Raw genomic sequence first — 13245 nt, 5'->3', positions numbered from 1 at the left:
GCGACCCGGCGATGGAAGACGCGCTGCACGACGTGCCGCTGTTCCGCGATTTCGCAGGGCTCGGCGGCTGGGACGACCGGCTGCCTGACGAGTCGACGATCCTGCGGTTCCGCCACCTGCTGGAGAAACACAAGCTGGCCCCTGAGATCCTCAAGACGGTCAACGACCTGCTGCAGCACTAGGGGCTGCTGCTGAAGACGGGCACGGTGGTGGACGCCACGCTGATTGCCGCGCCGAGTTCAACGAAGAACGCCACGGGCGAGCGCGACCCGGAGATGAAGCAGTCGAAGAAGGGCAGCCAGTGGTTCTTCGGCATGAAGGCGCATATCGGCGCCGATGCCGACTCCGGCCTGGTGCACACGGTGCGCGGCACGGCCGGCAGCGTCAACGATGTGGTCGACGCCAACAGCCTGCTGCACGGCCAGGAAGACGAAGCCTGGGGTGATGCGGGATACCAGGGTGCGGACAAGCGACCCGATGCAGACCCTGAGGTCCGCTGGAATGTGGCGATGCGCCCGGGCAAACGTCGCCAACTCGACCACGGCAAGCCGGTCGAACATCTGACCGACCAACTGGAGCGGATTAAGGCCAGCATCCGCGCCAAGGTCGAGCATCCGTTCCGGGTGATCAAGCGGCAGTTCGGCCACGTGAAGGTGCGCTACCCGGGTCTGGCGAAGAACACGGCGCAGTTGCACACGCTGTTCGCGCTGGCCAATCTGTGGATGGCGCGCAGGCGGCTGATTGGAATCCGGGCATGAGTGCGCCCAAAATGGCCGGCTTGGGCGCGGCGATCGGTCTGAATGACCGGAAATCGGCTCGCTAGGCGCCCAATGGCGCGACAACCGTGGCCGGAACATCAAATCAGGATGCGCTGGCATGTGCGTCGGCGCGTTGTGCAGAGCGTCCCTAAGGCGCACCCGGGCAAGCTAGTGCTTGCAGTAAAGTCGTATTCTGCAAATGAGGGCAGAAGCGAAGCTGCTACGACTTCGTTGCCTATACTCAGGTGCGGGTGGGTCGTACAACTGCCGAGACCGCCATGTAGCCCGATGCGAAGTGGCTGCAAAGTAACTCTAAGCTGTAGATTGCGCCGCAAAATTCAAATGGTAATTTTTTTGAATACGCAGCAGACTCGTCCAATTTTTAGCGGTTTGAGAGTGCTGTTGAAAGGAGATTAACTGTGCCGGCCCCTCTGGGCTGGAGATACGGGCCGCCCCTCGCTGAGAGCGACAAGATCTAACAAGCACCAATTTAAACGGGCCAGTTGTCAGTGGCATACTGTGCCCGCAGCGCGGTCGGCCTGCCAGCCGTGAGCCTTCTATCGCCTGGGTTCATTCAAATTTGAGCGCTCTGACTAGTGTCATGATTCCAACAAGGCTAATCGACGCCGCCGTCCACCTTGCCAAAGGTGCGAGATCCCGCCGGATTGCGGCTGGTTTCGCTCTAGTCCCGTTGTGCAGTACCATACTGCACTAGCCTACGGAAGTTCTGCAAGATCAAGTCACCTATGTACTTGTAGTCGCGGTGATGTTCTGGGGCGGCTAGCGTTGTTCACGCACTTTCTTGGCCTAAGTCCGGCGACCAAGCACATGTGCTAGCGCGAGTTTTTAGGCGAGAAGAACTATGTATGATTCAGGCAGCGAAGTCGGGTTGTTGGCGATCTACTCGACCGAACGCGAGAAGGGTCCCCCGCTGTCGCCAGCGTAGATGACGTTGCTGTTCTGCCTATACAGCAGTGGTTCGCTCTGCGCGAGTCGGAAAAGCAAAGAGCGCCGTCTGAAGTACCACACTTCGGCGACTTTGCGGTACTCAATATCTTGTGGAGTTAGCCACCTGACTACGGCACGATCGTCACGTTTCGTCGATTCTTAGGGAATTACAAGATTACGCCGAGGGTACTGGGCATGCAAGCGACGTAATCTGCGATGCCACATTGGATCTCAGTAGAAATCTGGCGCAGTTGAAGATATAACGCTGATTCGGATCCAAGCTCATTAGAGTGTGGCTGCAGCGAACGCAATTCCGAACGGTAGAAGAGCAAGCAGACATGCGCGGTTTTGAGCGTGAAGACGCACATCGGTATGGATGCCGAATTGCGCCTGTTGCAAACCATGCGCTCGATGACTGTCCTTGCCAGCGATGTGGAGGTAGTACAGGGGCAGTCTGTCGCGTGGGAACTCAATGCAGTTGCCAATGCCGGCTGCCGGGCGCACCTAGGCGACCTGATGCCAAGCGCGAGATGACTTGGCATGCTCCTCCATCAGTCCAAGGTTGCACTGAGTCAGATGTAGGCTGACCATCGGCTGCGATGGTCGCCGATTCGCAGCGGCTCTTGGCGGGAATCAGTGCCATTTTGGCTCAACCAGTCTTCCTAGAAAGGCGCCGATTTTGCTCACGCGCTCTACTGCGGCGTGACGAAGAGCGTGACGCCTGAACGGACGCTAGTCGTGCATCGCAATCTGTTGACTGCCCGACATATACGGACTTCGGTAGTAGTATGAGTAAGCGCGCAAATGCCCGGTGGGAAGAAGTCGAACGAATGGCAGCCAGAAATGCAGCACGAAAGCCGATCGTTGTTGCCTGCAATTGAGCAGCGATTTCTGAAACCCACAACCTAAAGTTATCTGGTTGGCGCGCAACCGCACAGGCGAAAGCATTATGAGCTCTCAAGGATCTTCTTGATTTTATCTTCTAAGACGTGCAAATTAAGCCCTGGGCCGCTCAAATCAATGCGCCATGTGCCACCCTTCCCTGGCTTGATCACGGCCCTTTTCTGACCGTTTGATGAAAAAATTTCTAGTTGTGAATCGTTCGCCGCGTTCTTGTAATCGCTGCCAACCAGTGCTGCTAGAACGGATTTCGGCGACATCTTTTCAACGCTGGCATTGCCTGTTTTTCGAGAGGTGGCAATGTTTTCCGCCCTGGTGATCATGCCATCGCGGTCGCGTTCCAGCGCCCATTTTAGTGGTGTTGCCCAGTTGACTTGAATATCCGAAGTCTTTTCAAACGCTTCGATTACTTGTTGTGGTAGATTGGCGAGACCCAGCATCTTTGCGATGTTTCCTGGGTCTCCCCCGATTGCTTCGGCCATTCTGCGTATGGATTCGAACAGTGTTTTATCCAGAGCCAATTTGTAGTGCATTCCTTGCTCAAATGGCGAGAGATTTTTGCGCAGACGATTTTCTCTTTCCATCTGTTCCCATAGCTGGACATCAGTAAGATTTTCAACGATAGCGAGCACGGGCAAGTTGAGATCCGCGCAAGCCCGATGACGGCGATGTCCGAAAACGATCTCGTACTTGCCGCCTGCTGTAGGCCTTACCTTGATGGGCTGCACGTTTCCGCCGGCATGCAAGATATCTTTCTTCAGTGCTTGAAAACTGGCCGTCTGATAGTTCGACTCGATCCGATTCAGCAATAGACTTGGAACAATATCTTTGGCTTCAATTTTCCTTGAATCAAAAACTTCGTTAGATTTGCTCTGCTTGTCCGTATGATCATGCTTTGGCTGCTCAGCCCTTGCACTGCTGTCCTGTTTCGTGATCTTCGCCTGCATTGCTGGTGCAGGGATCTGTGCAGCCGGCGATGACTGAATGGTTACCGCTGGCGGTGCTGGAGGAGATGCGGGAGGCGATGGCGGCAGTGATGGCGGAACTGTTGCAGTCGTCCGTGATGGATTTGGCGCTGATGACGATGCGCCCTTGGTAGAAGCTGGGGGACGGACTTGGTTTGCGGCTGAACTCTTGTCTGGCAGTACGTCCTTTTCGACGTCACGTGCTCTTGCTTGACTCGCTGCCTTTTTGACAGGCAACTGGGGCGGAGTCTGGCTGGACGCTGGTGTGCTACGTAGCCATTTGGGCCATTTGGGAAAAGCTGACATCTGAAAGCCTTGATAGGGGTTGGTTGCGCGGTAACATTTGCTACGTTTGTTGCTCTAGCTCAGACTGATGGGTCTCTGCAGCTCAAGTGTGACTACCGCTGCGGAGACGTTGAATCCAGATTACTGTCTTTAGCATCAACCGTTACGTTCAACTATCGGCTCAGCCGGCAATCTTGATGCAATTGAAAGATGTTGGAATCTTCGTCTAATTTTTGCATCAATGTGCGGGACTGCGGCTAATACGCTGTTGAAGGTGGGCTTCTCGTTGGAACGTTTGCTCATTGAACATTGGGGCATGCAAGTGATTGGTCGGTCGCTACCATTTACGATGTGTGCGCTACACGCGCAAGCTCGGTTGAGCCTGCAACTCATCGTGCAACCTGGTGATGGTGTGCTGCCCGGCGCGCCCTGGCCTATTGCAGAAGCAGCGGGAGAGTGCGGGTAGAGCACCCCTCACCCAGGTAGACGCTTTGCGAGGGACCAGCTAGTACGGTGGCGGTTAGCTGATGGTTGTGCGGCATTCTGCTTGTGCCGACCTCCGCCTAGATCGAGGAACACCGACGGTCGGCCGAGCATCAGCGGCGTCGCATTCGTTCAGATTACGCTATCGCGGCAATCTGGGCTGTACGGAGAGGCAATGTTCCATAGCCTTAAATGTGATTCAATTATTTATCCTGCGACGCTTAGCAAAAGCACGTCAACCATTTGCTTGTTGCAGTTGTCATGCGATGAGACAGCGCCGGTTTTGGAGCGCCTGAGCCTTGGCCTAGATCAGTCGTCGAAGCGAACGCCGCGGCGGGCGTGTTTAAGTGAGATGGCGGGCGTGGTGCCGTGGTCGGATCTGTTCGCGCTGGTCTAGCCGTATACGCGGGAGGGCCGGCGCGGCCGGCATGCCTTTCCGTCGAGGCGAGATGTAGCGCGACTGCGAAGATGGGTACCCAATCAATACCCTCGAGGAAATCGTGGACAAGGACGTCATCAAGAAGAGGTCGGCCGTTGGCAAGACTGGCGTCAAGTGGAAGCTCGTATCGCTGAGACCGGTGGCTAATGACGAAGAAGCTCCGGAGCCTGCGGCGGCGATCGAAGGGCCCGACCAAATTCCGATCCCAATCTCATTTGGCTGACGAGCCGAAGCCGGGAAAGTCCTACGCATGGATTCGCTAAAAATCTGTCTGCTCGAACCAGAAGGGCGGTTGAGGGTCGAGCAGAAGTGCCCCCCTAAAGGAGGCCTGATCCAGCAAATCTGAACCGCGTATCCACACTGACCTGCTCACGGAACGAGCATGGGAGGCAGGTGTGATCAAAGTGGGCATGTTGGCCAAGATCAGGCGAATGCATTTATGGGATTGGCTGTCCATCCGGGAAGTCAGCCGACGCACGGGGCTGTCGAAGTGCACGCTCAAGCGCTGGCTGCGCCATGAAGGTGTGACCGAGCTGAACTACCCCGGCGCGACGACGCGAACGTGGTGTGCGCGCGAGCGGAGCACCTGACGATATGGCGTGGCAGGCTGATGCGCGGCGCCCGGTGCGCGACCGGCGCACGGTCAAGGCGCTTTTCGTGGAGATCCAGGCCCTGAGTTACCGGGCAGCTACCCGCGTGTGTTCGTGTGGGTTCGCCGCAGGGGTCAGGCATAGGCCGACACCCTGCGGCCCGCTGCGTTTGTGCCGATGAGCTTCGAGATCGGGCGACGAGTTTTAGTTCGACCGGAGTTGCGAGTACGCGTTCGTAAGCGGACTGCGCCGCCGGCTGGAGGTGGCGCACACCAAGCTGGTGGCGTCGCGTGCGTTCTGGCTGACGGCTTACCCGGCGCAGCGCCTCGAAATGCTGTTTGACGCCCATGCGCGCGGGTTCGCTGCATGCGGCGGGATGGGTTCGCCTACTAGGGTGCCTCTATCGCTGCTTGCCGAAATGAAGCATTTCTTCCGGCAACTGGCCTGCGGCATGGGTTCAGACGGATAACACCGGCTGACGGTTTGGCGAAGACGGCGGGCAGTATCTAGACGCGATGCAGCGTGATCGGTAGCCCGTCCCTGGGCTTGGCGATCGGCACCAGCTGGTAGGGCATGCGGTAGCCCTCGGGCACGCTGAACCGGAACTGCCGCAGCACCTGGTGCAGCACGCTCTTGACCTCCATGTCGGCGAAGTGCTGGCCGATGCAGAGGTGGGCGCCGCCGCCGAAGGGCAGGTAGGCATAGGCATGGCGCTTGTGCTCGGCGCGGCCGGGGCCGAAGCGCTCGGGGTCGAAGCGGTGCGGGTCGGTCCAGATCGACGGCATGTGGTGGGTGTGGATCGGCGAGATGCCCACCGGCGTGCCCTTGGGGATCTGGAAACCGCCGAAGCTGCAGTCCTTCGCGGCCTTGCGCGGGATGCTGGTCAGCGGCGGGTACAGCCGCAGCGCCTCCTTCATCGCCCATTCGGTGCGTTCGCAGGCGGGCAGGTCGGCGTACTGCAGCTGGGCGTGTGGCAGAGCCTGGGCATCGGCGCGCAGGCGGTCCTGCCAGGCCGGGTCGCGGGCCAGGCAGTAGAAGAGGGTGGTCAGCGTGGATGTGGTGGTGTCGTGCGCCGCCATCATCAGGAAGATCATGTGGTTGACGACCTCGTCGTCGCTGAAGCGCTCGCCGTCTTCGCCCCGGGCATGGCACAGCTGGCTGAACAGGTCGGGGCCCTCGCTGGCGAGCTTCTCGGCCAGCTTGCTGCGCATCAGGTCCACCAGGAAGCGGCGGGCCCGCACGCCGCGCCACATGCCGAAGGGCGGCACCGGCTTGCGGATCAGCGCCAGCGACGCTTCCACCGTGTCGATGAAGGCCTGGTTCATGCGGTCGGCCTCGGGCCCCAGGGCCATGCCCATGAACACCCGGGCGGCGATGTTCAGCGTCAGTGCCTTGACCTGCGGAAACACCTTCATGCCGCCATCGGGCCAGGTGGCCAGCACATCGGCGATCACCGGGCCCATGTCGGCCACGTAGCGCTCCATCGCGCTGCGCTTGAAGGCGCCCTGCATGATGCGGCGGTGGTGCTTGTGGGCCGGGTCGTCCATCGCCATGATGGCGCCGGGGAACACCGCGTCGATCCAGTAATACCAGCCGCCGCGGCTGCTGAAGTTGCCCTCGCGGTCGTGCAGCACGAACTGGTTGGCCTCGGGGCCCAGCAGCGTCACCGTCTCGAAGAAGGTGCGCGAGCGCACCACGTTGCCGTGCACCTCCAGGCTGCGGGCGTTGTCCAGCGGGCTGCGCAGGAACTTCGGCAGGTTGCCCACCAGCGGCAGGCCTTTGACCAGGGGAATGGCTTGGTAGGGCAGGGCGGTCATGCAGCGGAATCGGTGCGGACGGGTTGGCGAAGCCGCCATGATGCCCGCCGTGGCACAGTGCGCGCATGCTCGCTTACCGCCATGCCTTCCACGCCGGCAACCATGCCGACGTGCTCAAGCACGCCACCCTGGTGGCCGTGCTGCACCACCTCAATGCCAAGGACAAGGGCTGGCGGCTGGTCGACACCCATGCCGGCGCCGGCGCCTATGCCCTGCATGCCGATGCGGCGCAGAAGCTGGGCGAGTACCGCCAGGGCATCGCCAGGCTGTGGCAGCAGGGCAGCCTGCCGCCGCTGCTGGCCGACTACATCGCCGCGGTGCGCCAGTTCAACCCGCAGGACGAGCTGCTGGCCTACCCCGGCTCACCCTGCCTGGCCAAGGCGTTGATGCGCCCGCAGGACCAGCTGCGCCTGTACGAGCTGCACCCCACCGACCACACCCTGCTGGCCGAGGCCTTTGCCGACGACCGCACGGTGCAGGTGCAGCATGCCGACGGCTTTGCCGGCATCAAGGCCCAGCTGCCGCCGCCCACCCGGCGCGGCCTGCTGCTGATGGACCCAAGCTACGAGCTGAAGACCGACTACGCCGCCGTGGCCGCCGCCACCCAGGAGGCGCTGACCCGCTTCGCCGAGGGCATGGTGATGGTCTGGTACCCGCAGATCGATGCGCGGGAATCCGCCAACCTGCCGGTGCGGCTGAAGGCGCTGGCCAACGCCCAGGCCCGCAAGGGCTGGCTGCATGCCCGGCTGACCGTGGCCGAGCCGAACGAGCGTGGCTTCGGCATGCTGGGAAGCGGCGTGTTCGTGATCAACCCGCCGCACACCCTGCGCGCCCAACTGCGCGAGGCTCTGCAAGTGCTGGTGCGCCTGCTGGGCCAGTTTGCCGGCGCCAGCCAGCGGCTGGAGCTGTCGGCCGAGGCCTGAGCCGCCTACAGATTCAGGAACTTGCGCAGGCTGCGCCCGCCCATCGGCTGGCTGCGTGGCGACCAGGCGCGCACCAGCTGGCTGATGCGGGCATTGCAGGGCGCCAGCAGGTTCAGCCGGGTGGCCAGGCGCAGCACCTCGCCCTGGATGGCGTCGATCTCGGTGGGCCGGTTGCGCGCCAGGTCATCGGCCATGCTGGAGCGCGCCTTGTCGTCGATGCGCAGCATGCGCCGCGCCAGCAGGCGGAACAGCGGTGTGGGCAGGCGCAGCACCACCGGCAGCAGGCCCGGCCGCACAGCCCCCAGCCGCGCCGGCCTGATGCCGGCCTGCTTCAGCAGGTACAGCGTCTCGCTGATCAGTGCGGCAGTGCACTGCCGCAGGTCGGCGTTGAGCAGCTGCTGGCGCAGCGGCAGCCCGCTCAGCGCATTGACCGCGTTGTTCAGGTTCAGCAGCAGCTTGCCCCACTGCACCGGCAGCATGTCCTCATGCAGCGCCAGGGTCAGGCCGGCGGTGTCGAACCAGTCCAGCCAGGGCGCCAGGCCGGGGTGGGCCTGCACCGCCAGCTGGCCGTCGGTGCCGCGGTGCAGCTGGCCGGGGCCCAGCTCGGCCACGTTGTACGGCACCATGCCGCGCAGCCAGGTGAGCCCGGGCGCCGCGGCCTCGGCGGTGTCGACATTGCTGATGCCGTTCTGCATCGACAGCACCAGCGTGCCCGCCGGAAGTGCCGCAATCAGCTCGGCGGCCGCGGCGGCGGTGGCGCCGCTCTTCACGCACAGCAGCACCAGATCGGGGCGCAGGCCTTCGGGCACCGCGGGATGCAGCTGCAGGCGGGCGGCAGGCAGCTGCCACTGGCCGCCGTCGCGGTCGGTCAGGGTCAGGCCCTGCGCTTGCAGCGCCTGCAGCATGCGCGGGCGGCCGACGAAGTGCACCACCGCGCCGGCCGCCTGCAGCCGCCCGCCCAGCCAGCCGCCGATGCTGCCGGCGCCCATCACCAGCACGGTGGGGGCCGGGCCAGCCGGGGCAGGGGGGACGGACGGGGACGCGGGCGCGGCCATGCAGGAGACTCCGGAAGCAGCACAGGTGGTTCGGGCCGGCAGTGGACCACATTCCGGCGGGCCGGCACCGGCTCCTAGAATGCCTGACCGTCCCAGGACAGCCACGCCGAGCCCCCCGATGAGCATCAAGAGCGACCGTTGGATCCGCCGCATGGCCGAGCAGACCGGCATGATCGAGCCGTTCGAGCCCGGCCAGGTGCGCCAGGCCGCCGATGGCCAGAAGATCGTCAGCTATGGGACCAGCAGCTACGGCTACGACATCCGCTGCGCCCGCGAGTTCAAGGTGTTCACCAACATCTACAGCACCGTGGTGGACCCGAAGAACTTCGACGAGAAGAGCTTCGTCGACATCGAGGCCGATGTCTGCATCATCCCGCCCAACAGTTTTGCGCTGGCCCGCACGGTGGAGTATTTCCGCATCCCGCGCAATGTGCTGACCATCTGCCTGGGCAAGAGCACCTATGCCCGCTGCGGCATCATCGTCAACGTCACCCCGTTCGAGCCCGAGTGGGAAGGCTATGTGACGCTGGAGTTCAGCAACACCACGCCGCTGCCGGCCAAGATCTACGCCGGCGAGGGCTGCGCCCAGGTGCTGTTCTTCGAGAGCGACGAGGTCTGCGAAACCAGCTACAAGGACCGCGGCGGCAAGTACCAGGGCCAGCGCGGCGTCACCCTGCCCAAGACCTGATCGGCACGCCATGAAGTGGGAAGGCCAGCGCCAGAGCGAGAACGTCGAGGACCGGCGTGACGCCGGCGGTGGTGGCATGCCCGGTGGTGCGCCGGGTGGCCGGCGTGTGGGCGGTCGGGGGTTGGGCCTGGGCACGGTGGCCATCGCCCTGGTGGCCGGCTGGATCTTCGGCATCAACCCGCTGACCGTGCTGGGCCTGCTGGGCGGCGAGGGCGGCGGCATGGTGCAGCCGGCGCCCCAGGTGCAGACCGCACCGGCCGTCCGGCCGCCGCCCGACCCGCTGGGCCGCTTCGTCTCCACCGTGCTGGCCGACACCGAGGATGTGTGGCGCGAGCTGTTCCGTGCCCAGGGCGGTGTGTACCAGGATCCGAAACTGGTGCTGTTCCGCGGCGCCACGCCCACCGCCTGCGGCACTGGCCAGACGGCGATGGGCCCGTTCTACTGCCCCGGCGACCAGAAGGTCTACATTGACCTGGCCTTCTACCAGACGCTGCGCGACCAGCTCGGCGCACCGGGCGACTTTGCCCAGGCCTATGTCATCGCCCATGAGGTGGGCCACCATGTGCAGCACCTGCTGGGCATCACCGCCAAGGTGGACGCCCAGCGCGGCCGCATCTCCGAAACCCGCATGAACGCCCTGAGCGTGCGCCTGGAACTGCAGGCCGATTGCCTGGCCGGCGTGTGGGCCCACCATGCCCAGCGCAGCCGCCAGGTGCTGGAGCAGGGCGATGTGGAAGAGGCGCTGAACGCCGCCGCCCGCATCGGCGACGATGCCCTGCAGCGCCAGGCCGGCGGCGCCGTGCGGCCCGACAGCTTCACCCATGGCACCAGCGCGCAGCGGGTGGCATGGTTCCAGCGTGGGCTGGGCGGCGGCCGCATGGCCGACTGCAACACCTTCGACGCACGCCGGCTCTGACCGGCGGCCCGCACAACACCAACGCACCACATCCACCCGAGGAGGACCCATGCCGATCGCCCACCGCCCATCCGCCCAGGCCCTGCAGCTCACCGCGCTGGCCAGCGCCCTGGCCGCCAGCCTGGCGGCCCTGCCCAGTGCCACCCGCGCCCAGCCCACCGCCGAGTCGGCCGAGCGCATCACCATCGTCGGCAGCCGCCGCGCGCAGCCGGCCACCAGCGCCATCGACACCACGGTGCCGGTGGATGTGTATTCGCTGGGCAAGGCGGCCGAATCCGGCGGCCAGTTCGACCTGGCGCAGACGCTGCAGTACCTGTCGCCGTCGTTCAATAGCACCCGCCAGACCGGTGCGGACGGCGCGGACCTGATCGACTCGGCCGCGCTGCGCGGCCTGGGCAGCGACCAGACCCTGGTGCTGGTGAACGGCAAGCGGCGCCACACCGTGGCGCTGGTGAACCTGTTTGGTGCACGCAACCGCGGCAGCACCGGCACCGACATGAACGCCATCCCGCTGCTGGCCATCGACAACGTGCAGGTGCTGCGCGACGGCGCAGCGGCGCAGTACGGATCGGACGCCATTGCCGGTGTCATCAACATCCAGCTGAAGAAGCGCGCCGGCTGCGAGGCGGTGGCCGGGGTTGGCCAGTATTCGGCCGGTGACGGCAAGAACGGCCTGCTGTCGGCCTACTGCGGCCTGAAGCTGGGCGGCGGCGTGCTGGGCATCACCGGCGAATGGCAGGACCGTGGCCGCAGCAACCGGGCCGAGGCCGGCAACCCGCGCATCATCGGCGACACCCAGGTGCGCAACGAGACGCTGTACCTGAACGGCGAACTGCCGCTGGCCGCCGGCACAGTTCTGTATGGCACGGCCGGCCTGCAGAACCGGCGGGCCTCGTCGGCGGCATTCGCCCGCGGCGGCGTGGGCTCGGGCGACATCCCGTCGCGCAACTCCGCGGCCATGTACCCCGACGGCTTCGTGCCCTTCATCAACGGCGACATCGAAGACCGCACCCTGATCGCCGGCGTGCGCACCACGCTGGGCGGCTGGGCATTCGACCTCTCGCACACCCATGGCAGCAATGCCATGCAGTACGACATCAGCCGCACACTGAATGCGTCGATCGCCAACCTCGACCTGATCAACGGCGGCGCCGGCATCAGCCCCAGCAGCTTCGACGCTGGCGGCTTCCGCTTCCGCCAGGCCACCACCAACCTGGATGCCTCGCGCTACTTCGAGGGCTGGTTCGGCGGCAGCAACCTGGCTTTCGGTGCCGAACTGCGGCGCGAGCATTACAGCATCCGCGCCGGCGAGCCCGGCAGCTATGTCGACGCCGACGGCGTGGGCTTCGGCGGAAATGCCGGCAGCCAGGGCTTCCCTGGCTTCCAGCCGGCCGATGTGACCAGCAAGAGCCGCCGCAGCCACGCCCTGTATGCCGAGTTGGAGAGCACGCCCACCGCCGCGCTGACCACCCAGGTGGCGCTGCGCCACGAGCGCTACAGCGATTTCGGCAGCACCACCAACGGCAAGCTGGCCGGCAGCCTCAAGCTCAGCCCGGCGGTGCTGCTGCGCGGTGCGGCCAGCACCGGCTTCCGCGCGCCCAGCCTGCAGCAGGTGTTCTTCTCGTCCACCTTCACCGATTTCATCAGCGGCGTGCCGCTGGACGTGGTGCTGGCGCCCAACGGCGGCGCCATCGCCAACGCCGCTGGCATTCCCAAGCTGAAGCAGGAGAAGAGCAAGAACTTCACCCTGGGCGCCACCTTCAAGCCCGACAGCGCCTGGGCGGTCACGGCGGACGTCTACCGCATCGCCATCGACGACCGCATCGTGCTGTCGGGCCGCTTCGATGAAGGCAACTACCCGGCGCTGGGTGCCACGTTGCAGGCGCTGGGCGTGGGCCAGGCGCAGTTCTTCGTCAACTCGGTCGACACCACCACCACCGGCCTGGACCTCACCGTCTCGCACAAGGGCAAGCTGGCCGGCGGGCAGCTCAACAGCTACCTGGCCTTCAACCACAGCAAGACGCGGGTGGGCGCGGTGCATGCGCCGGTGGCGCTGGCCGGCTTCGAGGACGTGTTGCTGAGCGAGCGCGAGCGCCTGTTCATCGAGCAGGGCGCGCCCAGCCGCAAGGCCACGCTGGGCTTCGAGTACGCCACTGGCGCCTGGACGACGGACCTGAAGATCGTCCACTTCGGCCCGCAGACCCTGGGCACCTTCTCCGGCACCGCCGCCGGCGTGCCCAACGCCCGCTACAAGGCCAAGACCTCGGCCGACCTGTCGGTGAGCGTGGCCCTGGCCAAGAACATCCGGCTGACCGTGGGCGGCAACAACATCTTCAACGTCAAGCCGACGAAGCAGGACCCGAACGAGACCGACAACGGCTTCATCTACGACAGCGTGCAGTTCGGTCTGAACGGCGCCTCGTACTTCGGGCGGCTGCACGTCACGTTCTGAGGGGAAGGGTGGGGCCGGTAAACTGC

General features: G+C 64.2%; 11 protein-coding genes and 1 pseudogene. 9 read left to right on the top strand and 3 right to left on the bottom strand.

What is annotated here, in order from left to right:
* Positions 1-758: pseudogene (locus FFT10_RS21095) on the top strand (IS5 family transposase); the annotation flags it as partial.
* A 1302-nt stretch (positions 759-2060) separates the two neighbouring features.
* Positions 2061-2240, top strand: coding sequence for a hypothetical protein (locus tag FFT10_RS21090; RefSeq protein WP_137734849.1), 180 nt, complete (start codon positions 2061-2063; stop codon positions 2238-2240).
* Positions 2241-2653: 413 nt separating this feature from the next.
* On the opposite strand, the gene FFT10_RS21085 is transcribed toward FFT10_RS21090, so the two are convergent.
* Positions 2654-3553 carry a ParB/RepB/Spo0J family partition protein gene (locus FFT10_RS21085; protein WP_162520870.1) on the bottom strand — a complete coding sequence of 300 codons (900 nt, stop codon included), beginning with the start codon at positions 3551-3553 and terminating at the stop codon, positions 2654-2656.
* A 29-nt stretch (positions 3554-3582) separates the two neighbouring features.
* Here FFT10_RS21085 and FFT10_RS28620 point away from each other — a divergent pair, with 29 nt between their 5' ends.
* The 3 genes from FFT10_RS28620 to FFT10_RS21080 all read left to right on the top strand — a co-directional run bounded on the left by FFT10_RS28620 (position 3583) and on the right by FFT10_RS21080 (position 5368).
* Positions 3583-3705 carry a hypothetical protein gene (locus FFT10_RS28620; protein WP_265575356.1) on the top strand — a complete coding sequence of 41 codons (123 nt, stop codon included), beginning with the start codon at positions 3583-3585 and terminating at the stop codon, positions 3703-3705.
* A gap of 1134 nt (positions 3706-4839) precedes the next feature.
* Positions 4840-5001: a hypothetical protein gene (locus tag FFT10_RS27695; protein ID WP_154694096.1), complete on the top strand. Its 162-nt coding sequence runs from the start codon at positions 4840-4842 to the stop codon at positions 4999-5001.
* 187 nt (positions 5002-5188) lie between these two features.
* Positions 5189-5368: a hypothetical protein gene (locus FFT10_RS21080; RefSeq protein WP_137734847.1), complete on the top strand. Its 180-nt coding sequence runs from the start codon at positions 5189-5191 to the stop codon at positions 5366-5368.
* 506 nt (positions 5369-5874) lie between these two features.
* On the opposite strand, the gene FFT10_RS21075 is transcribed toward FFT10_RS21080, so the two are convergent.
* On the bottom strand, positions 5875-7185 hold the full coding sequence (locus tag FFT10_RS21075) for a cytochrome P450 (protein ID WP_162520869.1): 1311 nt from the start codon (positions 7183-7185) through the stop codon (positions 5875-5877).
* Positions 7186-7250: 65 nt separating this feature from the next.
* Between FFT10_RS21075 and FFT10_RS21070 the strand changes: the two genes are divergently transcribed.
* The gene (locus FFT10_RS21070) at positions 7251-8108 is read left to right on the top strand and encodes a 23S rRNA (adenine(2030)-N(6))-methyltransferase RlmJ (protein ID WP_137734845.1); all 858 of its coding nucleotides are present in this window, start codon (positions 7251-7253) and stop codon (positions 8106-8108) included.
* A 5-nt stretch (positions 8109-8113) separates the two neighbouring features.
* Here the strand turns inward: FFT10_RS21070 and FFT10_RS21065 are convergent, their stop codons facing one another.
* Complete coding sequence (locus FFT10_RS21065; RefSeq protein ID WP_137734844.1) at positions 8114-9163, bottom strand: 2-dehydropantoate 2-reductase; 1050 nt, start codon at positions 9161-9163, stop codon at positions 8114-8116.
* A gap of 118 nt (positions 9164-9281) precedes the next feature.
* On the opposite strand from FFT10_RS21065, the gene dcd reads away from it, so the two are divergent.
* The 3 genes from dcd to FFT10_RS21050 are packed head-to-tail and all read left to right on the top strand — an operon-like array spanning position 9282 to position 13219.
* Entirely contained in the window at positions 9282-9851 is a 570-nt protein-coding gene (dcd, locus tag FFT10_RS21060) for a dCTP deaminase (protein WP_137734843.1), read from the top strand.
* Positions 9852-9861: 10 nt separating this feature from the next.
* The gene (ypfJ, locus tag FFT10_RS21055) at positions 9862-10767 is read left to right on the top strand and encodes a KPN_02809 family neutral zinc metallopeptidase (protein WP_137734842.1); all 906 of its coding nucleotides are present in this window, start codon (positions 9862-9864) and stop codon (positions 10765-10767) included.
* Between the two features lie 49 nt (positions 10768-10816).
* Positions 10817-13219 (top strand): TonB-dependent receptor plug domain-containing protein, encoded by a 2403-nt coding sequence (locus FFT10_RS21050; protein ID WP_137734841.1) that lies wholly within the window; start codon positions 10817-10819, stop codon positions 13217-13219.
* The last annotated feature ends 26 nt before the right edge of the window (positions 13220-13245 follow it).

It is taken from the genome of Pseudaquabacterium pictum (assembly GCF_005403045.1).
GTDB classification, from domain to species: Bacteria; Pseudomonadota; Gammaproteobacteria; order Burkholderiales; family Burkholderiaceae_C; genus Pseudaquabacterium; species Pseudaquabacterium pictum.
The sequence above is the reverse complement of the archived record's forward strand: the minus strand, read 5'-3'. Positions and strand labels throughout refer to the sequence as shown.